Origin of the sequence: Desulfovibrio sp. DV, assembly GCF_001936595.1 — a bacterium.
Lineage (GTDB): Bacteria > Desulfobacterota > Desulfovibrionia > Desulfovibrionales > Desulfovibrionaceae > Solidesulfovibrio.
This window is the reverse complement of sequence record NZ_MLBG01000071.1, coordinates 1-24,304: the sequence shown is the minus strand read 5'-3', so window position 1 is coordinate 24,304 and position 24,304 is coordinate 1. Positions and strand designations below refer to the sequence as shown.

Annotated in this window: 26 protein-coding genes and 1 other RNA gene; 3 read left to right on the top strand and 24 right to left on the bottom strand. The window is 63.1% G+C overall.

Annotation, left to right across the window (positions count from 1 at the left end):
- Nucleotides 1-468: 468 nt before the first annotated feature.
- The 24 genes from tyrS to DVDV_RS14725 form a co-directional block, all read right to left on the bottom strand.
- Complete coding sequence (gene tyrS, locus DVDV_RS14840) at nt 469-1,743, bottom strand: tyrosine--tRNA ligase (protein WP_075355420.1); 1,275 nt, start codon at nt 1,741-1,743, stop codon at nt 469-471.
- A 37-nt stretch (nt 1,744-1,780) separates the two neighbouring features.
- The gene (locus tag DVDV_RS14835) at nt 1,781-2,161 is read right to left on the bottom strand and encodes an SPOR domain-containing protein (protein WP_075355419.1); all 381 of its coding nucleotides are present in this window, start codon (nt 2,159-2,161) and stop codon (nt 1,781-1,783) included.
- Between the two features lie 11 nt (nt 2,162-2,172).
- A complete protein-coding gene (locus DVDV_RS14830; protein ID WP_075355418.1) occupies nt 2,173-2,649 on the bottom strand; it encodes a hypothetical protein in 477 nt (158 codons plus the stop codon).
- Nucleotides 2,650-2,683: 34 nt separating this feature from the next.
- Nucleotides 2,684-3,460 (bottom strand): TIGR00282 family metallophosphoesterase, encoded by a 777-nt coding sequence (locus DVDV_RS14825; RefSeq protein WP_075355417.1) that lies wholly within the window; start codon nt 3,458-3,460, stop codon nt 2,684-2,686.
- A gap of 24 nt (nt 3,461-3,484) precedes the next feature.
- Nucleotides 3,485-4,228 carry a DnaJ domain-containing protein gene (locus DVDV_RS14820; protein WP_075355416.1) on the bottom strand — a complete coding sequence of 248 codons (744 nt, stop codon included), beginning with the start codon at nt 4,226-4,228 and terminating at the stop codon, nt 3,485-3,487.
- A 77-nt stretch (nt 4,229-4,305) separates the two neighbouring features.
- Nucleotides 4,306-5,865: a ribonuclease Y gene (gene rny, locus DVDV_RS14815; protein WP_075355415.1), complete on the bottom strand. Its 1,560-nt coding sequence runs from the start codon at nt 5,863-5,865 to the stop codon at nt 4,306-4,308.
- A gap of 162 nt (nt 5,866-6,027) precedes the next feature.
- Nucleotides 6,028-6,209, bottom strand: a non-coding RNA gene (gene ssrS / locus DVDV_RS14810) — 6S RNA.
- Nucleotides 6,210-6,244: 35 nt separating this feature from the next.
- A complete protein-coding gene (locus tag DVDV_RS14805; RefSeq protein WP_043636143.1) occupies nt 6,245-6,499 on the bottom strand; it encodes a cell division protein ZapA in 255 nt (84 codons plus the stop codon).
- 45 nt (nt 6,500-6,544) lie between these two features.
- Nucleotides 6,545-6,724, bottom strand: a complete 180-nt coding sequence (gene zapB / locus DVDV_RS14800) for a cell division protein ZapB (RefSeq protein ID WP_075355414.1) — start codon at nt 6,722-6,724, stop codon at nt 6,545-6,547.
- 44 nt (nt 6,725-6,768) lie between these two features.
- The gene (gene glmU, locus DVDV_RS14795; protein ID WP_075355413.1) at nt 6,769-8,130 is read right to left on the bottom strand and encodes a bifunctional UDP-N-acetylglucosamine diphosphorylase/glucosamine-1-phosphate N-acetyltransferase GlmU; all 1,362 of its coding nucleotides are present in this window, start codon (nt 8,128-8,130) and stop codon (nt 6,769-6,771) included.
- 85 nt (nt 8,131-8,215) lie between these two features.
- Nucleotides 8,216-8,656: a F0F1 ATP synthase subunit epsilon gene (locus DVDV_RS14790; protein ID WP_075355412.1), complete on the bottom strand. Its 441-nt coding sequence runs from the start codon at nt 8,654-8,656 to the stop codon at nt 8,216-8,218.
- A 328-nt stretch (nt 8,657-8,984) separates the two neighbouring features.
- Nucleotides 8,985-9,413 (bottom strand): F0F1 ATP synthase subunit epsilon, encoded by a 429-nt coding sequence (locus tag DVDV_RS14785; RefSeq protein ID WP_175577109.1) that lies wholly within the window; start codon nt 9,411-9,413, stop codon nt 8,985-8,987.
- Between the two features lie 2 nt (nt 9,414-9,415).
- Nucleotides 9,416-10,828: a F0F1 ATP synthase subunit beta gene (atpD, locus tag DVDV_RS14780; RefSeq protein ID WP_075355410.1), complete on the bottom strand. Its 1,413-nt coding sequence runs from the start codon at nt 10,826-10,828 to the stop codon at nt 9,416-9,418.
- A gap of 18 nt (nt 10,829-10,846) precedes the next feature.
- Nucleotides 10,847-11,728 carry a F0F1 ATP synthase subunit gamma gene (locus DVDV_RS14775; protein ID WP_075355409.1) on the bottom strand — a complete coding sequence of 294 codons (882 nt, stop codon included), beginning with the start codon at nt 11,726-11,728 and terminating at the stop codon, nt 10,847-10,849.
- 92 nt (nt 11,729-11,820) lie between these two features.
- Nucleotides 11,821-13,329, bottom strand: coding sequence for a F0F1 ATP synthase subunit alpha (gene atpA / locus DVDV_RS14770; protein WP_075355408.1), 1,509 nt, complete (start codon nt 13,327-13,329; stop codon nt 11,821-11,823).
- Between the two features lie 4 nt (nt 13,330-13,333).
- Complete coding sequence (locus DVDV_RS14765; RefSeq protein ID WP_075355407.1) at nt 13,334-13,885, bottom strand: F0F1 ATP synthase subunit delta; 552 nt, start codon at nt 13,883-13,885, stop codon at nt 13,334-13,336.
- A complete protein-coding gene (locus DVDV_RS14760) occupies nt 13,882-14,457 on the bottom strand; it encodes an ATP synthase F0 subunit B (RefSeq protein ID WP_075355406.1) in 576 nt (191 codons plus the stop codon). Before DVDV_RS14760 ends, DVDV_RS14765 begins: the two co-directional genes overlap by 4 nt.
- A gap of 45 nt (nt 14,458-14,502) precedes the next feature.
- Nucleotides 14,503-14,922, bottom strand: a complete 420-nt coding sequence (locus DVDV_RS14755; RefSeq protein WP_075355405.1) for an ATP synthase F0 subunit B — start codon at nt 14,920-14,922, stop codon at nt 14,503-14,505.
- Nucleotides 14,923-15,045: 123 nt separating this feature from the next.
- Complete coding sequence (locus tag DVDV_RS14750) at nt 15,046-15,453, bottom strand: polymer-forming cytoskeletal protein (protein ID WP_083634786.1); 408 nt, start codon at nt 15,451-15,453, stop codon at nt 15,046-15,048.
- A 57-nt stretch (nt 15,454-15,510) separates the two neighbouring features.
- A complete protein-coding gene (gene rodA / locus DVDV_RS14745; RefSeq protein WP_075355403.1) occupies nt 15,511-16,623 on the bottom strand; it encodes a rod shape-determining protein RodA in 1,113 nt (370 codons plus the stop codon).
- A gap of 28 nt (nt 16,624-16,651) precedes the next feature.
- On the bottom strand, nt 16,652-18,499 hold the full coding sequence (mrdA, locus tag DVDV_RS14740) for a penicillin-binding protein 2 (protein WP_075355402.1): 1,848 nt from the start codon (nt 18,497-18,499) through the stop codon (nt 16,652-16,654).
- A complete protein-coding gene (locus DVDV_RS14735) occupies nt 18,489-18,959 on the bottom strand; it encodes a hypothetical protein (RefSeq protein WP_075355401.1) in 471 nt (156 codons plus the stop codon). Before DVDV_RS14735 ends, mrdA begins: the two co-directional genes overlap by 11 nt.
- Complete coding sequence (mreC, locus tag DVDV_RS14730) at nt 18,956-19,915, bottom strand: rod shape-determining protein MreC (RefSeq protein ID WP_254845392.1); 960 nt, start codon at nt 19,913-19,915, stop codon at nt 18,956-18,958. The genes DVDV_RS14735 and mreC overlap by 4 nt, the downstream gene beginning before the upstream one ends.
- Before the next feature lie 154 nt (nt 19,916-20,069).
- Complete coding sequence (locus tag DVDV_RS14725; protein WP_043636181.1) at nt 20,070-21,110, bottom strand: rod shape-determining protein; 1,041 nt, start codon at nt 21,108-21,110, stop codon at nt 20,070-20,072.
- 106 nt (nt 21,111-21,216) lie between these two features.
- On the opposite strand from DVDV_RS14725, the gene DVDV_RS14720 reads away from it, so the two are divergent.
- From DVDV_RS14720 to blaOXA, 3 genes are all read left to right on the top strand, one after another.
- Nucleotides 21,217-22,128: a TIGR01212 family radical SAM protein gene (locus tag DVDV_RS14720; RefSeq protein WP_075355399.1), complete on the top strand. Its 912-nt coding sequence runs from the start codon at nt 21,217-21,219 to the stop codon at nt 22,126-22,128.
- Nucleotides 22,112-23,128, top strand: a complete 1,017-nt coding sequence (gene lepB / locus DVDV_RS14715; RefSeq protein ID WP_254845391.1) for a signal peptidase I — start codon at nt 22,112-22,114, stop codon at nt 23,126-23,128. The genes DVDV_RS14720 and lepB overlap by 17 nt, the downstream gene beginning before the upstream one ends.
- Nucleotides 23,129-23,304: 176 nt before the next feature.
- On the top strand, nt 23,305-24,150 hold the full coding sequence (gene blaOXA, locus DVDV_RS14710; protein ID WP_075355398.1) for a class D beta-lactamase: 846 nt from the start codon (nt 23,305-23,307) through the stop codon (nt 24,148-24,150).
- The last annotated feature ends 154 nt before the right edge of the window (nt 24,151-24,304 follow it).

Sequence of the window (24,304 nt, the reverse complement as noted above, 5' to 3'; positions counted from 1 at the left end):
ACCCTCCCCAAAAACTTTCAATGGGTTGCAGGGGGATGCTCTGTTTACTCGTCATGCTCGGATGACAACGCGAAGCACGTTGTCCGGGTGAGCGCCCAAGACGCAGCCTGACAACACATCACCCCGGCTCCGGGCAACCCTGTCTGGTTGCTTCGCCTCGAACCTGTCGGCCCCGTTTCGGGGCCGAGGGCAGGTTGGGGGCGGAATTTGGCCCGATGCGCCTGCCGCGCCAGCGGCGGCATCATCGGGCCAAATTCCGCCCCCATCTTCGTCAGCTTCCGCCGCCGTCCCGACCCGTTTCGCCCCACTCCCGCCGCCCCATCCGGGGGTCCGGGGGGGTGACCCCCCCGGCGGGTGCAGGGCAGCGCCCTGCCAGGGTCCGGGACAGCGTCCCGGCGGGTCCAGGGCAGCGCCCTGGCGGGGTCCGGGGCAGCGCCCCGGCTCTCTTACTCCAGCGCTACGCCCCGGCTAGGCGCCCAGGGTCACAACGCCGTAGTTCTTTTTCCCTTTGCGCAGGAGCAGGATATTGCCGCCGATCAAGTCGGCGGCGGTGACGGCCTGGGTTTCGGCCACGCGGGTATTATTGAGGTAGATGCCGCCGGCTTTGATATCTTTGCGGGCCTGCCCGAGGGATGGGCACAGGCCGAGATCGACCAGGAGGTTTGGCAGTTGCGGCAGTTCGGCCAGGGCCGGATAGTTCTTGCCGGGCGCGGCTTCCAGGGCGGCGCGCAGGGTGGCGGCATCGACGGCGTGCAGGTCGCCGCCGCCAAAAAGGGCGGCGGTGACGGCTTCGACCTTGGCCAGTTCGTCTGCGCCGTGGATCATGATGGTGGTTTCGCGGGCCAGGGTTTTCTGGGCGGCGCGCAGATGCGGCTGTTCGGCGGTCTCCTTGGCCAGGGCGTCGATGGCGTCTTTTTCAAGGAAGGTGAAATAGCGCAGGAAGTTGATGACGTCGCGGTCATCGGCGTTGATCCAGTACTGGTAGAAGGCATAGGGCGAGGTCAGGGCGGTATTTAGGTAGATGGCCCCTTTTTCGCTTTTGCCGAATTTGGCTCCGGAGGCGGTGGTAATGAGCGGAAAGGTGAGGGCAAAGGCCTGGGCGCCGGTTTTGCGGCGAATGAGTTCCAGGCCGGCGGTGATGTTGCCGAACTGGTCGCCGCCGCCGATCTGCAGGGTGCAGCCCATGGCGCGACTCAAGTGCTCGAAGTCCATGGATTGCAGGATCATGTAGCTGAATTCGGTGTAGGAGATGCCGGTATCTTCGCGGCCGATGCGCGATTTCACGGAATCCTTGGCCAGCATGTAATTGATGGTGAAGTGCTTGCCGGTATCACGCAAAAACTCGATGACGGACATGGGCTGGGTCCAGTCGAGATTATTGACCGGGGTGACGCGGTCGGCCACGCCCTGGCGCTCGAAAAAGGCCATGGCCTGGGCGCGGATTTTTTCGGCCGAGGCGGCTACCATGTCGGCGGTGCGCAGTTGACGTTCCTTGTCCTTGCCACTGGGGTCGCCGATGAGTCCTGTGGCCCCGCCGAGGAGAAACAGCGGTTTGTGGCCGGCTTTGGCGAAGCGGGCCAGGGCCAAAAGCGGCACGAGGTTGCCGATATGCAGGCTGTCGGCGGTGGGATCGAAGCCGCAGTACATGACGCGGCCGGGGGTTTCGAGGTGTTGGCGCAGTTCGGCCTCGTCGGAGGACTGGTGGACGAGGCCGCGCCAGGAGAGTTCGTCGAAAATGTTCACGGCGATTCCTTTTGGCAGCAAGGCGGTTGGGCGCGGGTCAGATTCCTGAGGCCGGCACTGTTCCCGGTTTGGCGGTGGATGGAGCCGGCGAGGCTGTCTTGGACGGGGTTTTGCTGCGAAGGAGCGGCTTGGCCCCGGCAATGCGCTCAAGGCGCGACAGTGTATCGGGCTGGGTGTCGTAGACGTCGACCAGGACATTGAGGGTGAACTGGCCGTTTTTGATGTCGGTTTCGATGCGGCTGTCAAAGCCGTTCTGGACGAGCTTGGCCTTGAGGGCATCGGCTTTCTGGGCCTGGCTGAACGATCCCACCTGATAGGTGTCGTGGGGTTTTTGCCAGTCGTAGACGGTTTCCTCGGCGCAGCCGCCAAGAGCGAGGGCAGCCGCCAGCACGAGGACGGAAATGAAAATACCGCGCATGAACAGACCGCCTAGGGTTTGGCGTCGGGACGGCGACGCTGCTTGTCGTTGTATTCGATGATCTCGGTGCGGCCGTTTTGCCGCTCGGTGACGATCATGAGGCGGTCGCCGTCCACATTGATGTTGAGGATGCGCGAGCACTTGTTGATGTCGGGAATGACGGCGTAGGTCTTGTCTTTGCCAACGGCCACCAGGTCGTAGGTGATGGGACATTCGGCGTTGCCCACGCCATGGCGGATCAGCACGGCGTCGTAGCCGTCGGCGAGTTCGCCCACGCTCATGTAGGACTGGGCGGTCAGTGCCGCGCCGGTGGCCTGGTGGATGGTGCGGCCGCCAAGGAGGACGGTTGAGGCTGCGCCGTCGCGCACCACTTCCAGGGGGCCGGCCACGGTCATGTAGATGGCCGTGCGCTCGGGTGCAGCCTGAGCGGCCGGGGCGGCCAGACCAAGGCAGGCCAGGGCAAGAATCAGACGGGTGGCGATACGCATGGGGGAATCCTCCAGTCGGGAGCTTGTGTGGCCCTCAGGCCAGCCGCCAACCACTGATAGTTACGACCTTGCCCGTGGCCGCGTCAATATCCAGCAGCGCGCCCTGCATCTCCGGCGCGGTCCTGGAGACGACAAAACGGCGCGGCAGGCCGGTGCGAAAGCGGGCGATGACTTCTTCGGGGTCCATGCCGAGGGCCGAGGCGGCCGGGCCGGTCATGCCGATATCGGTCATATAGGCGGTTCCCCGGGGCAGAAGCTGGGCGTCGGCCGTCTGGATATGGGTGTGGGTGCCAAGGACGGCGCTGACCCGGCCGTCGAGATAATAGCCCAGGGCTTTTTTTTCGCTGGTGGCTTCGGCGTGAAAATCCACCAACCGGATCGTGACCTCGGCCGGAAGCGCGGCCAGGATGGCGTCGGCGGCGGCAAAGGGGCAGTCCACGGCCGGCATGAAGGTGCGACCGAGCAAATTGATGACGGCATAGGCCGGCCCGTCTTTGGGGCGGTAGACGGCCCAGCCGGCGCCGGGCGCGCCGGGGGGATAGTTGGCCGGGCGCAGGAGGCGGTCGGTGGTCTCGAAAAAGGGCTTGATGTCGGCGTGTCGGAAGATGTGGTTGCCGCCGGTCATGACGTCGAGGCCGGCGTCGAGGAGTTGGCGGGCGGCCTTGGCGGTCAGGCCGATTCCGCCGGAGGCGTTTTCGGCATTGGCCACCACCCGGGCCACGTCGTGGTCGCGGCGGACCTGGTGCAGCCGCTCAAAGACGATGGACCGGCCCGGCCGGCCGAAAATGTCGCCCAAAAACAGGATGCGCATGGTCAAACGGTCCTTGGCTGGTCGTTAGGCGGCCCCATCGGCGGCCGGGGCCGGGAACAGGCGTATGGTCAACAGGAGATCGCCGGCCGGCTGCCCACCCGTGCCGGGGAGTCCGGCTCCGACGATGCGGACTTGCGCCCCGTCCGGGGTACCCGGCGCGATGACCAGACTGCCCCGCCTGGGCCGGCCGCTTCGTCCCCTTCCCTGGCAGGCCGGGCAGACGGTGCGGGCCAGCCCCTGGCCGTTGCAGGCCGGGCAGGACACGGCTGCCTGACCGAGGCCGGCCGGCTGCCAGATGCTGCCCCGGCCGTCGCACACCCAGCAGGTCCGGGACAGGCTGCCCGCACCCCGGCACTGCGGGCAGGCCTCGCCCTGGCCCAGATCAAGAACCAGCCGGCCACCGGTCCGGGCCAGGGCGTCGGGGATATCCAGGGTGAGCGCACTGTCCCCACCCGCCCGGGAGATACTGCTCCCGCTCCCGGCCGCCGCGACGGCCCAGGACTCGGAAACGGCGGGGGTCCGGGCCGGACTGCCGCTGGCGGCGGCCCGGGCCAGCCTTCGCCGGCCGTCGTAGGCCGCCCGTCGGGAGGGGTCGTGGAGCACGCCGTAAGCAGCACTCACAGCCAGAAAACGTTCGGCCGCGGCCGGGTTGCCGGGCTCGGCATCGGGGTGGCAGGTCCGGGCCAACCGGCGGTAGGCCTGTTGCAGCCGCCCGGCGTCGGCGTCCTCGGGCACGCCCAGGATGGCATAGAAATCCGGCTGTTCCATGGCGACCCCGGCCGCCCCGACGGGCCATTTGGGCAGGCGTCCCGGACCGTGCGGTCCGGGACGCCCGGGAAGCGGTGCTATTTGGCGATGCCGACGGCCCGGCGCTCACGGATGACCGTGACCCGAATCTGGCCGGGATAGGTGAGGTTGTCCTCGATGCGTTTGGCGATATCCTTGCAGAGGATGAAGGTCTTGTCGTCGTCGACGTTTTCCGAATCCACCATGACCCGGACTTCGCGGCCGGCCTGGATGGCGTAGGCCTTGGACACGCCGTCGAAATCCAGGGCCAGATTTTCGAGTTCTTCCAGGCGCTTGACATAGCTCTCCAGGAGTTCCTTACGGGCTCCGGGACGAGCGCCGGACAGGCTGTCGGCGGCCTGGACCAGGGTGGCCAGGATGGACTTGGGCGGCACGTCCTCGTGGTGGGCCATGATGGCGTGGAGGATGTCGCCGGATTCGCCGAACTTCTTGGCCAGATCCGCGCCGATGACGGCATGGGGGCCTTCGATCTCGTGGTCCACGGCCTTGCCGATGTCGTGGAGCAGTCCGGCGCGTTTGGCCCGCTTGATGTCCAGGCCCAGTTCGGCGGCCATGATGCCGGCCAGGGCAGCCACTTCCAGGGAGTGCTGCAGCACATTCTGGGAATAGCTGGTGCGGTATTGCAGCTGGCCAAGGAGCCGCACAAGCTCGGGATGGATGCCGTGGACGCCGGAATCAAAGGTGGCCTGTTCGCCGATCTCGCGGATTTTGACGTCGAGTTCCTGCTCGCATTTCTTGACGACGTCTTCGATGCGGGCGGGATGGATGCGGCCGTCGGTGATCAGGCGTTCCAGCGCCATCTTGGCGATCTGGCGCTTGAGCGGCGAAAAGGCCGACAGGATGACGGTCTCCGGGGTGTCGTCGATGATGAGATCGACGCCGGTGGCGGCTTCCAGGGCGCGGATGTTGCGGCCTTCGCGGCCGATGATGCGGCCTTTCATTTCCTCGGAGGGCAGGGCCACGGCGGTGACGGTCTGCTCGCCCACGAAATCGCCGGCATAGCGCTGGATGGCCAGGGCCAGGATCTTTTTGCCGCTCTTGTCAGCGGTTTCCTTGGCCTCCATCTCGATCTGGCGGATCATGCGGGCGGCTTCATGGCGGGTCTTGGACTCGATTTCGTCCATGAGCCGTTTTTTGGCCTCTTCCATGGTCAGACCGGAAACTTCCTGGAGGCGCTTGTCGTGTTCGTCGGCCAGGCGCGAAAGTTCCTCGTTTTTCTCTTCGAGATCGCGCTCCTTGGCGGTCAGGCGCTTCTCGACGGCGAGCAGTTCGGTTTCCTTCTGGACAACCAGCTCCTGCTTTTCATCCAGGCGTTCGCGGCGTTTGCGGACCTGCTCTTCCCGATCGTCCAGGGACTGGGTCTTGTCGCGGAACTCTTTTTCGAGTTCCTGCTTTTGCCGGTACAGGTCGTCCTGGGCGGCCAGGACAACTTCTTTCTTGTGGGCCGAGGCCTCTTTGCGGGCCTCGTCAAGGATGCGCTCAGCCAGGGTTTTGGCCTCGTTGAGCGTTTTCTGGGAAATCCATTTATCGAGGTAATAGCCGGCCGGCACGCCCAGGCCAATGCCCACGATGCCCATGAAGATGGTCGAAAATTCCATGGCTTCTCCCGAAGCGGGGAGATAACGGGCAAAGCCCAAGGGCAAGGGATCGGACGAATCACAATCCGGAAGATGCTTGGCACAGGCCGCGTGAGGTGTGGCGAGAGTCTGGAACGGGATGCCGTACGGGACGACTGCGGCAGACCGCATTCCAGTTTATATCAAAGCCCCGGAGAGCCGTGTCGTCAGTTCTTTTGAACCTTGGCAACCAAGGCGGACGCCGCTGTTTGACCTTCAGGCCACCCGGACGTTGCCGGGCACGCACACCAGCCACGCGTCGCAGCATCCATTTTTTGAGTATCGGCTCAAAAACAAACGAACGATCACGCACACCCCAGGGAACTTTTTATCATGGTTCGCCGCCACGCGGCATAACCGATCAATCTATCTTATGCAGCAGATTGTCCACCCGATCGTGCAGATGGTCAAGCTGCTGGTTCGACATCAACATATCGTCAGCCAGACCTAAAGCGACAAAGGCCAGCAATTTCTCCTTGCCGAGCGTTTTCCCGCCCGCTTTAAGCAAGTTATATCGTTGCTCCACCAATTCCTTGGCGGCACTTACGCGCTCCGGTCCGGCATCTGTCTTAAACGACAGCTCAAGGCCCATTATGGACAGTGAATAACTGGGCATCGAAGGACCGAAGATTCCCCGCCAGTCTCATGACCGGCCGGAGTGTTAGGGTTCAAGCTCCTCCTGAAGCTTTTCCATAAGGCCGTCTATGCGCGCGGCAACGGCCTTCTTCTCCTCGGCCAAACGGGCCACTTCGGCCCGAAGCGCCGCATTTTCTTCTTCCAGAGTCTTTTTACGAGCAACGAGTTGTTCGACCCGTTGTTCGAGGGCGTCGAAAATGTCCATGGCTTTCTGCTAGCCTGATTTCCGTCGGAAAGCAAGCCGGGGCCTCACTTTCGGGCTTTGGTCACCTGCCGGCCCCGGCCAAGGGCCAACATGCCGTCGGCTACATCGGAAGTAATCACGGAACCGGCCCCGACAAGGGCGTCGTTGCCGATGGTCACCGGCGCGACCAGGGCGGTGTTGGAGCCGATAAAGGCCCGCTCGCCAATGACCGTCCGGTGTTTGTGTACGCCGTCGTAATTGCAGGTGATGGTGCCGGCCCCGATATTGGACCCGGCCCCGATCTCGGCATCGCCCAGATAGGTCAGGTGGTTGGCCTTGGCTCCCCGGCCGAGGACGGACTTTTTCATTTCCACGAAATTGCCGACCCTGGCCCCCTCTTCCATGACCGCGCCGGGCCGCAGCCGGGCATAGGGACCGACCTGGCAGCCGGCTTCCACCCGGGCGTTTTCCAGATGGCAAAAGGCCGCGATGGCGACATTTTCGCCAATCTCGGCGTCAAGGAGCAGGCTGTGGGAGGCAACCGTGGCGCCGGCCCCGAGGCGGGTTGCGCCGTAGAGTTCCAGCGGCCCGCACACCTCCACGCCCGGGGCGATGGCCACCTCGGGACCGATGCGAACGGCCTCGGCCGCCCGCACCACCACCCCGGCATCGATATGGGCGTCCACGATGCGCCGGCGCAAAATTTCCTCGGCCCCGACCAGTTCGCGCGGGCTGTTGATGCCGAGGTAGGCCGCATCCGCCCCCCGGTTGACCGGCAGCACCCGCAAGCCGGCGGCCTGGCCCAGGCCGATCAGGTCGGTGATGTAGTATTCGCCGCTCTTGTTGTCGTTGGACAGTTTGGCCAAAAGCGGGGCCACGACCGCAAGACGCAGGAGATAGACCCCGGCGTTGATCTCGCCCGTGGGCGCACCGTGGACAGCCGGATCATAGTCCTTGGCCTCGACGATGCAGACCGTCTCCCCCTGGCGCACCACCCGGCCATAGTAGCCAGGATCGGCCAGCTCGATGCTGACAAAGGCCACGTCGGCCCGGGCGGCCAGGGCGGCGTCGCAAAAGGCGCGCAAGCTCTCGGCCGTGACCAGCGGGGCGTCGCCGTTGACCACCAGCACGTGGTCAAGGCCGGCTTCGCCCAGGGCCGGCAGGGCGGCCGCCAGGGCATGGCCGGTGCCAAGCTGCTCGGTCTGGCGCACGAACCGGCCGGCCAGTTCCGGGAACGCGGCTGCAACCGAGTCGGCCCGGTGGCCGACCACCGTATACACCAAATCCCCGCACACGGCGGCCAGGGCCGCTTCGACATACCAGAGCATGGGTTTGCCAAGCAGGGTTTTGAGCACCTTGGGGGCGTCGCTCTTCATGCGGGTGCCCTTACCGGCAGCCAGGGCCAAAGCTCCGATACGCTGTACCATGGGTCTTCTCCGATCGATCTGAAGTGGCTGCACTGCCGGGGACAGGACGGCCGCTTGGAAATGTTGCCAGGGATGGGGCCGGGGCCTAGCGGGCCGGGATGTGGGCCGAGCCGGGCAACTGGGCCCCCTGCCGCAGCTTCATGCGGGCCATAGCCCGCTGCAGGGCGGCCTTGGCCCGGGCAAAGTCCACAGCCTCCCGCCGCTCGGTCACCAGCCGGGCTTCGGCCCGTTCCCTGGCCTTGCGGGCCCGGTCCAGATCGATCTCTTCAGGCAGTTCGGCCGCTTCCGCCAAAATGAGCACCTTGGTCGGAGTGACATCGGCAAAACCGCCGCTGACAAACACGTACTCGGGCTTGCCGGCCACGCGGTAGCTAAACGAACCGACCGTCAGGGCGGTCAGAAAGGGAACGTGCAGGGGCAAGGCGGTAAATTCGCCGGCCACGCCGACGGCAGTGACCGATTCCACGGTTTTCGACAACACCAGCCGATCCGGGGTGACAATCTCAAGGGTAAAGGTCCGGGCCATATCGCGTCCTTGGCAAGGGGTTTCACGGACTGTTTCCGGGTTGCTACCAGAAACACCCCTGGTCCGACAATGCAGACCAGGGCCCATGATGCCGTTGGCCGCTCCCAACCGGCCCACAGCGGACTACCGGGCAGGCCATACCTGTCCCCTTGCCTTTCCCAAACCATTACCGGACAGGGAAAAGAGACCACCCGGACCAAGCCTCGTGCCCGGCAAAGACAGCCAGCCGGAACGAACGCCGGCCACACCGTAAACCTGGTCTTCACGGCCCATAAAAAAAGGCGGCCCCCGCAGGGGGCCGCCTTGGAATGGCAAGTCAGGATTACGCTTAGTGGGTAGACGAACCAAGGGATACGGCGTTTTCACGCACGCGCATCCGGTAGAACGCACGCTGCATGGCGGCCTGGGCCCGGGCGAAGTCGACCTTGTCGCGTTCGCGTTCGACGCGCTGTTTGGCCCGATCCTGGGCCTTGCGGGCGCGCTCGATGTCGATGTCCTCGGGGCGTTCGGCAACTTCGGCCAGGATGGTGACCTTGTTCCCGGACACTTCGGCAAACCCGCCGGCGATGAAGACGTAGTGCGCCTTCCCGTCGAGCTTGTACATCAGGCTGCCGATGCCAAGGGCCGACAGAAACGGGATGTGGTTTGCCATGATGCCGAATTCACCGAGCAGACCCGGAGCGCCCACGTAGTCAACATCCTGGGACAAGACAAGCTTGTCCGGGGTGACGATTTCAAGGCGGAGTTGGGCCATGATCGTTATCCTTTCTTGGCGTTTTCAACGGCCTCGTTGATGTCGCCGACCATGTAGAACGCGCCTTCGGGGATATCATCATGCTTGCCGTCGATAATGGCACGGAAGCCCTTGATGGTGTCCTCGAGCTTCACGTAGCGGCCTTCCTTGCCGGTGAACTGGGCGGCAACGAAGAAGGGCTGCGACAGGAAGCGCTGGATTTTACGAGCGCGGGCAACGGTCAGCTTGTCGTCGTCGGACAGTTCGTCCATGCCAAGGATCGCGATGATGTCCTGGAGATCCTTGTACTTCTGAAGGCTCGACTGGACTTCGCGGGCCGTGGCGTAGTGCTCGGCGCCAAGGACCAGCGGGTCCAGGATGCGCGAGGTGGAGTCAAGCGGATCCACGGCGGGGTAGATGCCAAGCTCGGCGATCTGACGCGACAGAACCAGCGTGCCGTCCAAGTGGGAGAACGTGGTGGCCGGGGCAGGGTCGGTCAAGTCATCGGCGGGCACGTAAACGGCCTGGACCGAGGTGATGGAGCCTTTCTTGGTGGAGGTGATGCGTTCCTGGAGGGCACCAAGGTCGGTACCCAGGGTCGGCTGGTAGCCGACCGCGGAAGGCATGCGGCCAAGAAGGGCCGACACTTCGGAACCGGCCTGGGTGAAGCGGAAGATGTTGTCGATAAACAGCAACACGTCCTGGCCTTCCTCGTCGCGGAAGTACTCGGCGCAGGTCAGGGCGGTCAGAGCGACACGGGCGCGGGCTCCCGGAGGTTCGTTCATCTGGCCGTAGACAAGGGAAGCTTTGCTCAGGATGCCGGCTTCCTTGAACTCGTTGTACAGGTCGTTGCCTTCACGGGTACGCTCACCAACGCCTGCGAACACGGACAGACCGCCGTGGTGCTTGGCGATGTTGTTGATAAGCTCCATGAGCACGACGGTCTTGCCGACGCCGGCGCCGCCGAACAGGCCGAGCTTGCCGCCCTTGGGGAAGGGAATGAGCAAGTCGATGACCTTGATGCCGGTTTCCAGCAGTTCGATGCTGGTGGACTGATCCACGAAGGCCGGAGCCGAGCGGTGGATCGGCCACATGGCCGCAGCGTCAACCGGACCCATTTCGTCCACGGGACGACCGACGACGTTTAAGATACGACCCAGGGCGGCCTTGCCGACCGGGACGCGGATGGCCGCGCCGGTGTCGGTGGCAACCATGCCGCGCACCAGACCGTCGGTGGAGTCCATGGCGATGCAGCGCACGACGTTGTCGCCGAGGTGCTGGGCCACTTCGACTACGAGGTCGGTGGCGAATTCATTGTTAACGTTCTTGATGTCGAGGGCATTCAAGATATTCGGCAGTTTGCCCTCGGGAAATTCGACGTCGATAACGGCGCCGATGACCTGCACGATTTTTCCGACATTTCCGCTTGTCGAGCTCATTGTATGATGCCCCCTTGGTTATCCCTTGAGTGCTTCGGAACCGCCGACGATGTCCATCAGTTCCTTGGTAATGGTCGCTTGCCGGGCCTTGTTATAGACCAGGGTCAACGAGTTGACGAGATCGTCGCAGTTCCTGGTGGCATTGTCCATGGACCGCATCCGGGCCGCGTGCTCGCTGGCCGAGGTGTCGAGCAGCCCGCGATAGATCTGGACATTGATGAACCGGGGCAAGAGCTCGGCGAGCAGGCCTTCCACCGACGGTTCGTAGATGTACTCGGCCTTGGCTCCGACGGCCTCTTTGACCTCGCCGGCTTCGGCGGGGGAAAGGGGCAGCACGGGCAAAAGCGTCGGTTCCTGGCGGGCAAGGCTGATGAACTTGCCAAAGGCCATGATCACTTCATCATAGGTGCCGCCGACGTAGCCGCCGATGACTTCGGACCCGATGCGCGTGGCCAGGGAGAAGTCGAAGGCAGCCATTTCGTTGACATAGGCGGCAACGATTTCGAAGTTCGACCGGCGGAAGGTGTCACGGGCCTTGCGGCCCACGCACATGATCTTGACTTCCTTGCCTTCGGCAGTCTTGGCCCGGGCGACCTTCAAGGCCGCATTGGTGATGTTGTTGTTGAAAGCGCCGCACAGACCGCGATCGGAAGTGATGACGACCAGAAGGACGGTCTTCACTTCGGCGCGGGCCTCCAGCAGCGGATGGATCGAGGAGTCGGCTCCCTTGGCCAGTTCTCCGAGCATCTCGTAGAACTTGTCGGCGTAGGGGCGGAACCGCTCAATGCGCGACTGGGCGTGGCGCAGCTTGGCCGAGGCCACCATGTTCATGGCCTTGGTGATCTGCTTGGTCTTTCTGACCCCGTTGATCTTGTTCTTTACGTCTTTGAGCGCAGGCATGGCTCCCCCTTTAGGCCTGTGTCAGCGTTGCGTGGCTGCCGTTTCCGGCGGCCGTTTTGCAAAAACCCATCACGGTTTTTGTACGCGACGCCTTAGGCCTTGAAGCCCTTTTTGAACTCGTCGATGGCCGCGCCAAGCTTGGCGATAAGGCCGTCGTCGAGCGCCTTCTTATCCCGGATTTCGTTCAAGATATCGCTCTTGGCGTTGGCAAAGTACTCCTGCAGGCCCTCTTCGAACTTGCGCACGGACTCAACCGGCACATCGTCCATGAAGCCGCGGGTACCGGCGAACAGGGAGATGACCTGCTCGGCCACGCTCATGGGCTTGTACTGGGGCTGCTTGAGCAGTTCCACCATGCGCATGCCGCGGTTGAGCTTCAGCTGGGTGCCCTTGTCCAGATCGGAACCGAACTGGGCAAACGCGGCCAGTTCGCGGTACTGGGCCAGATCGAGGCGCAGCGTACCGGCTACCTGCTTCATGGCCTTGACCTGGGCGGCGCCGCCGACGCGGGAGACCGACAGACCGACGTTGATGGCCGGACGGACACCGGCGTTGAACAGGTTCGGTTCGAGGTAAACCTGTCCGTCGGTGATGGAGATGACGTTGGTCGGGATGTAGGCCGACACGTCGCCGGCCTGGGTCTCGATGATGGGCAGGGCGGTCAGCGAACCGGCTCCCAGGGCATCGGACAACTTGGCGGCGCGCTCCAGCAGACGGGAGTGGAGGTAGAAAACGTCGCCGGGGTAGGCTTCACGTCCGGGGGGACGACGCAGCAACAGGGACATCTGGCGGTAGCTGACGGCCTGCTTGGAAAGATCGTCATAGATGATCAGGGCGTGGCGGCCATTGTCGCGGTGGTATTCCGCCATGGTGCAGCCGGAGTAGGCGGCCATGAACTGCAGCGAGGCCGGCTCGGAAGCGGTGGCCGAGATGATGGTGGTGTATTCCATGGCGCCGTAGCGACGCAGGGTCTCGGCGACCAGGGCCACGGTGGACTTCTTCTGGCCGATGGCCACGTAGAAGCAGAACACGCCCTGTCCCTTCTGGGCCAGGATGGCGTCGATGCAGACAGCGGTCTTGCCGGTCTGACGGTCGCCGATGATCAGCTCGCGCTGACCGCGGCCGATGGGCGTCATGGCGTCGACGGCCTTAAGGCCCGTGTACATCGGCTCGTGGACCGACTTACGGGCGATGATGCCGGGGGCCTTGATTTCGACGTTACGGGTCTCCTTGGCTTCAATGGGGCCAAGGCCGTCGATGGGCTGTCCCAGGGGGTCGATGACGCGGCCGGAGACGGCGTCGCCGACGGGCACCGAGAAGATCTTGCCGGTGCGCTTGACCGGGTCGCCTTCCTTGATGTGGGTGTCTTCGCCAAGAAGGGCCACACCGACGTTGTCCTCTTCCAGGTTGAGCACCAAGCCCATGATGCCGCCCGGAAATTCCAACAGCTCCATGGCCATGGCGTTCTGGACGCCGTAGACGCGGGCGATCTGGTCGCCGACGGACAGCACAGTGCCAGTCTCGCTCATCTCAACGCGAGACTCGTAGTGCTGAATCTGCTGTTCGATGATCTGGCTGATCTCTTCCGCTTTGATTTGCATGGCCCTACTCACCCCTCTTGATTTGTTCTTTCAATATTTCAAGTTGGGCGCGAAGGCTCGCGTCCAACACCTTGTCGCCGACCTTGAGGACCACGCCGCCGATGATGGCGGGGTCGACGGCAAAAGACAGCACCAGCTTCTTGCCGGACTGTTTCTCGAGCTTGGCTTTGATCTGATCCTGGCGGGCATCGGCAAGGGCAAAAGCGGTGAGCAGCTGCCCGCGCAGGACGCCTTCGGATTCGTCCAGAAGAGCCCGGTAGTAGGCGGACACTTCCAGGACGAAGGGCAGGCGTTCCTTGTCAGCCAGGAGCGACAGGAAGTTTATGACCATGGGCTTAAGGGCCAGCTTGCCGACCACCCCGGACAGCACCGCTTTCTTCAGATCGGCGCTGATGATCGGGTTGGCAAACACCTTAAGCAGATCCGGAGACGCCTCAAGGACGGAAGCAAATGCCTCCAGATCCTTGCCGTATTCCGCCGGGGCCTTCTTGCCGGCCTTCTTGGCCAGCGCGAAGAGCGCCTTGGCGTAACGGCGCGCGACGATGTTGCCGGTCAATTGAACACCACCTTGGTTAAGTATTCATCCACAAGCTTGTCCTGGTCCTTGGCGGTCAGCTTCTTTTCCAGCGAAGCCTTGGCAGCGGCGACCACGGAATCGGCCAACTGGGACCGAAGTTCCTGCATGGCCACCCGGGCCTCGGCAGCGGCGGCGGAAGCAGCCTGCTCCTTGATCTGGACGGCCTTGGCCTCGGCAGCGGCGACGATGGCGTCACGCAGGGCCTCGCCCTGGCGGCGGTACTCGTCTTCGATGCGGACCTTCTCGGCGGCCAGATCGCTGATCGAAGCCTCGATCTCGGCCAGACGCTTGGCCGCGTCGACCTTGCGGCCTTCGAGATCGGCCAGCTGGTTCTCAATGGCCTCGCCGCGGCCACGGAAAAAGCCAACCATCTTTTTCCCGGCCAGCTTGGCGATGACGGCGAACACCAACACGAAGTTGATCACGCGGAACAGGAAATCCTTCCAGTTCAGCCCGTGAGCCTCCGCGCCCCCGGCGTCGCCCGATGCGTAGGCACATGCGGCCACGCCGAGCACCAGGGCCACTGTGGCGATGAGGTGGAGCCTTTTCAATTGAACCCTCCCTTTCCTTGAGAAATCCACGAAAACCCTCGGGCCTTAAGCCGCCAGCACCCTGGCCACGGCCTTGGAAGCCAACCCCGACACCTTGCCCTCAAGGGCCTTTTTCGCCGCAGCGGACTGCGACGCAATCTCCGCTTTGGCGGCCTGCAACGTGGAGACGGCTTCGGCGCTGGCAGCGTCGAGCATCTCCTTTTCCTTGGCCTGGCCCTCAGCCTTCATGGCCATGCGGCCGGCCGTGGCAGCCACCCGCGCAGCTTCCAGAGCCGACTCGTAGCCCTTGAGCTTGGCGTCGGCCGAGGTCGTGAAGGATTCAATGCCTTCCATCTGGGAGGCCATGAACTCAGCCCGCTTTTTGAGCACCCGGCGAATGGGTCCGATGAGAATGACATTGAGCAGGATCAGGATGAGCACAAAATTGACGAGTTGGACGAAAAACGTGGCGTTTAAGTCAATCATCGTCGCCCTCCGGGAGGTTGTGAAAATTTTTGCAAAGTCAGCAAGCGGCTGTAGCCGATTTGGGCCGGCCTGTCCAGCCCTTTTTGACAAAAATCGTACTGCCCCAAGGCCCTCAAATCCGCACTACGACTCAGTATCCGGGCTTTGTGAAGGTTCGCTCAAACCCGCCGCCGCCAAGGCCGCGGGGGCCGGGCCGCCCTCGGCCGCACCACCCATGGACACCGTTCCATCCAGGCAACCGCCCTCGCTGACCGCCAGGACCGGCGTGCACACCGTCCCGGCCAGTCGCCCCCGGGCGTGGATGGTGACCGAGGCCGCAGCCGTCACTTCGGCCGACACGTACCCGTCGCACACCAGATGGCCCACCGCGACCCGGCCTTCGACCCGGGCCTCGCGGCCGACAATCAAGGTTCCCGATGAAATGATTTCGCCGTCAAATTCACCGTCGATGCGCACCACGCCGGCAAAGGCCAGCCGCCCCACAAAGGACGTGCCGGCCCCCAGGAAGGCGTTGATGTCGTGCTTGCCCACAAGGCCCTCCGACCGCCGGAAAACGTGTCTCCCCGGGGGTCGCAAGACTCGGTGGCGCTAGCCTTTCTTGAAGAGAAAGCGCCGCATGGAGACGTTGACGACGATGCCCACAAGGGTGAAGTTCACGATGGTGGCGCTCCCCCCGTAACTGATAAACGGCAGGGGGATGCCAACGACCGGCATGATGCCGAGCACCATACCCATATTGATGAGGATTTGCCAGAAGAAATAGAAGAAAACGCCCGCAGCCAGATAGCTGCCGAAACGGTCTTTGGCATTTTTGGCAGTGCTGTAAAACTGAAGCAAAAACAGGCAGAAAAGGACCAGCAGCAAAATGCCGCCGACAAAACCCCACTCCTCGGCAAACACGGCCACGGCAAAGTCGGTGTGTTTTTCCGGCAGATAGCGCAACTGGCTCTGGGTTCCTTCCAGGAAGCCCTTGCCCCACATCTGCCCGGAACCAATGGCGATCTGGGACTGGATGATGTGGTAGCCGGCCCCGAGCGGGTCGCGCTGGGGATCAAACAGGGTCAGGATGCGGCCTTTCTGGTAGGGTTTGAGAAAAAACCAGCCGCAGGGGACCAAAATCGGCCCGGCCACGGCCAGGGTCTTGAACACCGGCCCGGTCAGGCCCCGGTACAGGATGAGACCGGCCACCAGCAGCAGGACATTGAGCCCCGTGCCCAGATCCGGTTCGACGATGATTAAAAGGGCCACCGGCAGCGACACGGCCAGGATGCCGGCCAGATCGAGCCAGCCCAGGCGCTCGGAGCGCTTGGACAGGATCTTGGCCGCCAGGAGCAGCATGGCGATCTTGGCGATCTCGCTTGGCTGGAAGGAATACCCGCCAATGGGCAGCCACCGCTTGGCCCCGGCCACGGTCTTGCCGAAAAGAAGCACCAGCACCAGCATGACGGCCATGACGATGAGCAGGGGCCAGGCAATGGTGCCCAGGTGCTTGTAGTCAAAGAGCACCATGGCCAGCATGCAGCCCAGGCCGGCCAGTCCCCAGATGAGCTGCTTGTTGTAAAAGGGCTGCAACGACAGCTCGTCGCCCATGCGAAAGCCGCTGGCCGAATAGAGGTTGAGCACCCCCACGCCGAATAAAAGCGCGGTCAGGCCAAGCAGCGGCCAGTTCACGCTTTGGATGAGACGTCTGTCGAAAGGCATGGCTTCCCCGGTTGCGGACAGGTTGCGGCTAATCGCCGGCGTCAACCGGGTCGACGGCCGGTTCCGCCACGGCGGCCGCCCGCGCCGCCCGGCTTGGGGCGGGGCCGAAAAGCTTCTCGTAGACCTTGCGCACGATGGGTCCGCTGACCTCGCCGCCATGGCCGCCGTGTTCCACCAGACAGACCACGACGTAGGTTTTGCCGTCTTTTCTGCCCCAACTGGCCAGCCAGGCATGGTCGCGCTGCTCGTAGGGCATCTGGTTGGTCTTGCGCCGCACATCGGCGTTTATGAGCTTGACCACCTGGGCCGTGCCGGTCTTGCCGCCGATGACCGCATCGGAGCGCAACAGCGACTTGGCCGTGCCGTGCTCGACCGTGGTCACCATGGCGTCGAGGATGATCTGGCGGTCGGTGTCCTTGACCGGCAGCGTGGCGTCCACCTGGGGCGCTTCGGTCTCCACCAGTTCCGGCTTCATCAGCTTGCCGCCGCCGACCAGGGCCGCAAGATAGCGGGCCACCTGCAGGGGCGAGGTCAGCACGTAGCCCTGGCCGATGGAGGCGATGACCGTCTCGCCCTTGGACCAGGCCGCGCCGAACCGCTTGCGCTTCCATTCCTTGGACGGGATCAGCCCGGCCTTTTCATGGGGCAGTTCGATGCCGGTGCGCACCCCGAAGCCGCTGGCCGTGGCATAGTCATGGAGCCGGTCGATGCCCATGCGGTCGCCAAGTTTGTAAAAATAGATGTCGCAGGAATGCACCAGCGCCCCGCGCAGATCAAGGGAGCCGTGCCCGCCCTTTTTCCAGTCGTGGAAATCCCGGTTGCCGACTTTGTAGACCCCCGGGCAGGAAACGATGTCGCCCGGCTTGATCAAGCCTTCGGACAGGCCGGCGGCGGCCATGAGGAGCTTGAAGACCGAACCCGGCGGGTACACGCCCTGGGTGACCCGGTTCTGGATGGGGTGGCGCGGGTTGTCGCGCAGCTCCCGCCACTTTTCCGCGGGCACGCCGAGCACGAACATGTTGTTGTCAAAGCTCGGCTCGCTGACCATGGCCAGCAGTTTGCCCGTGTCCGGCTCCATGACCACGATGGCCCCGGCCTGGCCGTTGAGCAGCTCGGAGCAGGTGCGCTGGAGGTCGGTGTCAATGGACAGCTTGAGGTCCTTGCCGGCCTGGGGCGGTTCCAGAATGAACTCGTTGTGCTGCCGGCCAAAGGCATCCACCTCGACCTGCTTGCGGCCCTTTGAGCCGCGCAGTTCGTCTTCGTGGGTCAGTTCGAGGCCCTGCTTGCCGACCGAGTCGCCAAGGGAGAGCTGGGGGGTTTTCTCCAGTTCCTCCTCGTTGGCCTCGGCCACATAGCCGAGCACGTGGGACATGAGCGCGCCGGTCGGATACGAGCGCTTCTGGCGGATGACGATCTCCAGGCCCGGATAGAGCATGGAATTGGCCTCGATGCGGGCCAGGGCCTCAAAGGGCAGATCGGTGAGGAGGAGCAGCGGCTCAAAGGGTTTGACCCGCTTTTTGCCGCGCTTGAATGTCTCCAGGAGCACATGGGCGTCAACGCCCGTCCACTCCGACACCTTGGCCAGGGTGGCGTCCACGTCCTCGCAGTCCTCGCGCACCAGACCCAGGGCAAAGGAGGGTTCGCTGACCGCCAGGGGCACGCCGTTCTTATCCACGATCCGGCCCCGGGCCGAGCCGATGAGCACCTGGCGCAACTGGTTGTCCCGGGCCATCTCGGCAAACTTGCCGCCCTTGTGGACCTGCAGATACCACAGGCGCAGGCTGAACAGACAAAAAAGCCCCAGCACCAGGGCCTGGAGCAGAATCAGGCCGGAGCGCGGGCCGTGTTGTTGCGGAGCTTCGGTTTCAAGCCGCATGGGGATTATCCGGGAGATTATGGTGGATCAGGTAGAGGAGCCCCCATTCGATGGGGAAAATCAGCGTCTGCTGGGCGCACTCGATGAGCAGACGGTCCATGGGCAACGACCAGTCCTGCAGCAGGGCCATGAGGTTTATGAGCAGAAAGTGCATCGAGCCAAGGCTCGCCCCCAGGATGAACATGAACAGAAAATTCCGGGCCTCAAAAAGCCAGTGCCCGAAAAAGTAGATTCCGGCCAACGCGCCGTACCACAGGATTCCGGCCCCAAACGGCATGGATCCGGTGCCTTCGTGGATAAAAAGCCAGATAAAGGCCAGCCAGACCGACACGGGCCAGCGTTCTTCCTGCATGGCCAGAATAAGGCCGGGAGCCAGGAAGTCCACCCCGGGGACGAGGTTTTGCAGCCACACCCCGCCAAAGGTCACGCACACCCAGAAGACAATGTGGGCCGGTCTCATTGTCCTTCGGTCCGAGCCGGCTTGCGGCGTTTTTTCTCGGCCTCGGGCTTGGCGGCATCAGGCTTGGCGGCGTCGCGTTTCTTGACGGCCTCGGCCGGTTTGGCCGCAGCCGGAGCCGGCTGGGGCGCCGGGGCCGGCGGCGGCGGCGGCAGGGGCGCGCCCTGGCCCGGAGCCGGGGGAATGGCGGCCGGACTTTTGAGGCCCTTGGCCGACCTGGCCGGCAGGGGGGCCGGCGTGACCACCGGCGAAACCGGCTGGGTCGGAGCCGGCGCAGCCGCGCCGGCCGGCTGGAGGGAGGTGGTGCGAAAAAGGAGCCCCACCTCTTCAAGCTGGCGCGGCGAAAAAAGCGGCTGGGCGTTTATGAGCTGAAACAGCGACGACCCCGACCGGCCCACCGTCGTGATCCGGGCCACGGGCAGTCCCTTGGGAAAAATCTCTTCCAGGCCCGAGGTGACCAGGATCTCCCCTTCTTCGATAGGCGCGCCCTGGGGCACGTACTGGAGCGTCAGTTCCTTGGTCGGCCCTTCGCCCTTGACCACGCCCTGGGTGCGGTTTTTCTGGGAAACCACCGGAATGCGGCTGTTGGGATCGGTGATGAGCAAAATGGTGGCCGCTGTGGGGGAAATGCGCAGCACCCGGCCAACCACCCCGTCCGGGGAGACCACCGGGGCGTTGACGGTCACGCCGTGGGCGCTGCCCTTGTCGATGAGAAAGGTCTCCAGGGCGGCGTTTGGCCCCAGGCGATGGGAAATAATACGAGCCCCCAGGCGTGTCCAATCGACGGGCGGCGTCAAGGACAGCAACTGGCGAAGGCGCTCCACTTCCGAGGCATACTCGCGCAGCCCGGCAAGCTCCTGTTTCGCGGCGTCAAGCTCCACGCGCAACTGGTCGTTCTGCTGCCGGATGCCAACGAAATACAGATAGCGGGTCCAAAACGACGAGACCTGTTCGTTCACCCACTTGCCCGGAGCCAAAACCCACCTGGCGAACTCCAGTCCGGTGTGGCTCGCCAACGTATCGACGTAGCCTGTCCGGATGTTCCAGGTGAAAAGGCCCAGGTAGAGAAACAGGACGACGAGCAGGCCGATCGCGATCCGCTGGGGAGAAGGTTTAATCTATCGTGACCTCTTTTAACACGTCCAGGTTGTCCAGGGCCCGACCGGACCCGAGGACCACCGTTGAAAGCGGGTCGTCGACGACAGTGATGGGCAGCGACGTCTCCTCGCGCAGGAGCTGGTCGAGGCCGCGCAGGAGCGCACCGCCGCCGGTGAGCACGATGCCCCGGTCCACAATGTCTGCGGCCAGTTCCGGGGGCGTCTGTTCCAGGGCGATGCGCACGGCCTGGACAATGCTTTCCACCTGCTCGGAAATGGATTTCTGCACTTCCTCGGCGGTGATGGTGATGTTTTGCGGAATGCCCGTGACCAGATCGCGGCCCTTGACTTCCATCTCCCCCTGGCTGGTGGAGTGGTGGGCCGAGCCGACCTGGATCTTGATCTGTTCGGCCGTGGATTCGCCGATGAGCATGTTGTACTTGCGCTTGACGTACTGCATGATGGCTTCGTCCATCTTGTCGCCGCCAACGCGCACCGACTTGGAATAGACCACGCCGGACAGGGAGATGACCGCCACTTCGGTGGTGCCGCCGCCGATGTCCACGACCATGTTGGAAGTGGGTTCGGTGATGGGCAGGTTGGCCCCGATGGCCGCGGCCATGGGCTCCTCGATCAGGTAGACCTCGCGCGCCCCGGCGCTCTGGGCCGATTCCTTGACCGCGCGCTTTTCCACCTGGGTGATGCCGGTCGGAACGCAAATGATGATCCGGGGCCGCACCAGCCGCCGGGAGTTATGCACTTTGGAAATAAAATGGCGCAGCATGGCCTCGGTCACCTCGAAGTCGGCAATGACGCCGTCCTTCATGGGCCGTATGGCCACGATGTTGCCGGGGGTGCGGCCGAGCATACGCTTGGCTTCCAGACCCACGGCCAGCACCTTGTTGCCGCCCCGGGGGTCTTTTTTGACCGCCACCACAGACGGCTCGGACAAGACGATTCCCTTGCCCTTGACGAACACCAATGTGTTGGCCGTCCCCAGGTCGATCGCCAGATCGTTGGAGAAAAGCCCTAATATCCTATTCAAAAAACTGGACATACCGCCTCGCTTGCCGCAAAATCGGCGCATACTCTCGCAGACGCGTTGTGTTTGCCGATTCGTCCCGCATTGTCAACGGTTGATTTGACACCCCGGAAAACCTGCCATGCCGCCCCGCGTCAGAACACTTTCCCAGGCCTTCCGGGCCATATTCGGCCGTCGGGCCAAAAAGATTCCTCTCGATGCCGGGAGTTCCTGTCCCAACCGGGACGGGGCACTGTCCCAAAACGGCTGTCTGTTTTGTAACGCGGCCGGATCGGGGACGGGATTGCACCTTAAAGGCTTCGGCCTCCGGGCGCAATGGGATGTGCTGTCCCAACCGGCCAGAAGACGCAATGAGGCCCTTTTGGCCTACCTCCAGTCCTTCTCCAACACCTACGGACCGCCTGAACGCCTGGCCGCGCTCCTGGCCGAAATGGCCCAACTCCCCGACATTGAAGGGATATGCCTGGGGACCCGGCCAGACTGCTTAAATAATAAAAAAATAATGCTCCTGGCCGCCGCGCCGGTCTCCCATGTGCGCCTGGAACTGGGCCTGCAATCGGCCAACGATGCCACGCTGGCCCGCATCAACCGGGGCCATACCGCTGCCGACTTCGCCCGCGCAACGATAGACGCCGCCGCCGCCGGCCTGTCCGTCACCGCCCACGTCATGGCCGGACTGCCCGGCGAGTCCGTGGACGATTTCCTGGCCACCGTCGATTTCGTCGCCGCCCTGCCCATTGCCGGGATCAAACTCCACAACACCCTGGTCGTGGCCGGCGCACCCCTGGCCGCCCTGTACGCCGCCGGCGGCTATGTCCCCATGTCCCGGGACAACTACGTGACCGCCGTGTGCCAGGCCGTCGCCCGCCTGCCCGCCCAGGTCGCCATCGAACGCCAAAACGCCGACCCGGCCCCCGGCGAACTCCTCGCCCCGGCCTGGGCCGCCGACAAACAGGGACTCTTGCGCGAGATCGCCGAACGCCTGGAGCGTGAGGATATTTGGCAGGGCTGTCTGCGTGCGCCAAGCGACTGACGAACAACCGGACGGGAAGCCGCCCCCGGCGGCAAAAGCCCTGGCAGGGGGATTGATTTGGAGAAGAGAAGTCAGATACGGTTTTCCCAAAACAAATAGGGAAATCGTATCATGGTCAAAAAACGCATGTCCCTCATGCTTGCATGCGGCCTGCTCTGCCCCCCCGCGCGGTCCTGACGAGCGAAAACGCGCTCTGTACGCCATGAGAAGACTTCCCTTTGGCCTGACAGCATTCCTGACGATCACGGTTCCCGGCCTGGGGCATATCTACAATGGACAGGCAAAGAAGGGGATACTGCTCTATCTTGCTTGTGCAGCAATTTATTACAGCCAAATATACTTAAAGCTAATATACACAAAGCAAGGCTTGTTTATTTGTTTCTTGTCAAATATCGTTTTGTATCTTTATACACTAATTGACGCCTCCATTTTGTCTTTAAAAACACGCGATTCTTCTCGGCTATGGTACACAAAATGGTACATATTAATATTAATTATCACGGCTTCGATGGCAACATCAGTTTACATTGATCATCTATCGTTCATTCCTAAATCCTACCATCTTTCCTCAAATTCAATGCGCGACACACTCATTATCGATGACACTACCTTAGTCGATTTAACTGCTTATGAGACGAACGGTCCAGAATATGACGATATCATCGTATTTACACTTCCAGAAGATGAGAACAAAGATTTCATCAAACGAGTCATCGGCAAGCCTGGCGACACCGTCTGCATCGAGAACAAGCAGGTGTTCGTCAATGGCCGGAAGCGCGATGAGGAGTATTCCATTCATACAGACGCAAAATCCCGGAAAAGACGGGATACAATGCCGCCCATGACCATTCCTCCGGGCGCCTATTTCGTCCTTGGCGACAACAGGGACGAATCCTACGATTCCCGATTCTTCGGCCCGATCGCCAAAGAAAAAATCCTCGGCAAAGCCCGAATCATCATTTGGTCGGACACGTGGTCACGGATTGGAAAAACATTGTAACAACGCCGTGGAACCCGTCGTCGGGCAGGCAACATGCAAAGCATTTTCCCTTTGGACTGTCCTGCCCAGGACTGCACGACAGGTGGACAAATGCTCCAGGCAACAGGCGCTCCCCTCGCGTCTCACTGGCCCGACGGTTGCCGGCCACAAAAATCTTCTGGAAATGAGGCACATCCATGCGGCAAGTTTTTATAACGCGGCGGCCTTATGTCGCTGCCGCCCTGCTCCTTACCCTTTTCCTGCTGGCCGTCCCGGCCGTCCACGCCGCCGGCGACACTCCGCCAGCCCTGGTCGAACGCCCGGACTGGCAGGCCCACTTCGCTGCCGCCGGCGTCAGCGGCACCATGGCGCTCCAGAAAGACGGGGCATCTGAAATTCTGGTCTACGACGCCAAACGCGCCGCCACGCCCTTCCTGCCCGCCTCCACCTTCAAGATCCTCAATTCGCTCATTGCCCTGGAGACCGGGGCCGTGGCCAGCCCGGAGGAAGTCTTTCCCTACGACGGCCAGCCCCGGTTCCTGCCGGCCTGGAACGCCGACCTGACGCTCAGGCAGGCCTTTGCCCTGTCCTGCGTGCCGGTCTACCAGGACATCGCCCGGCGCATCGGCCCCCAGCGCATGGCCTGGTACGTGGCCGCCTGCAACTACGGCAACGCCGACATCTCAGGTGGCATCGACCAGTTCTGGTTAAGCGGCGGCCTGCGCATCTCGGCCCTCCAGCAAATCGAGTTCCTCAAACGGCTCCACCACCGCCAACTCCCCTTTCGAGACGCCACCATCGACGCCGTCCTAGACATCATGATCGTCGGGCAAACCGGGCAGACCACCCTTCGGGCCAAGACCGGCCTGACCGCCCGCGTCCAGCCCGGCACGGCCTGGTATGTCGGCCTGGCCAGCCGCGGCCCGGATACCTGGTACTTTGCCCTGAACCTCGCCATCCCCCACCCCGACGCCGCCGCCCCGCTGGCCGCCCGCAAAGACGTGGCTCTGGCCATTTTACTCGGTGAGGGGATCATGAAATGAAAGATAAGAACCTGGGAGGGGGTCACCCCCTCCCAGACCCTCCCGTCCCGGGGCGTCGTTTGGGGCCGGACGAAGCGTCCGGCCCCAAACGACGCCCCAAGCCAGGTGCCTCCGGGAAGATGGCAAGGCAGGGAGAAATATCGTACAAGCACCC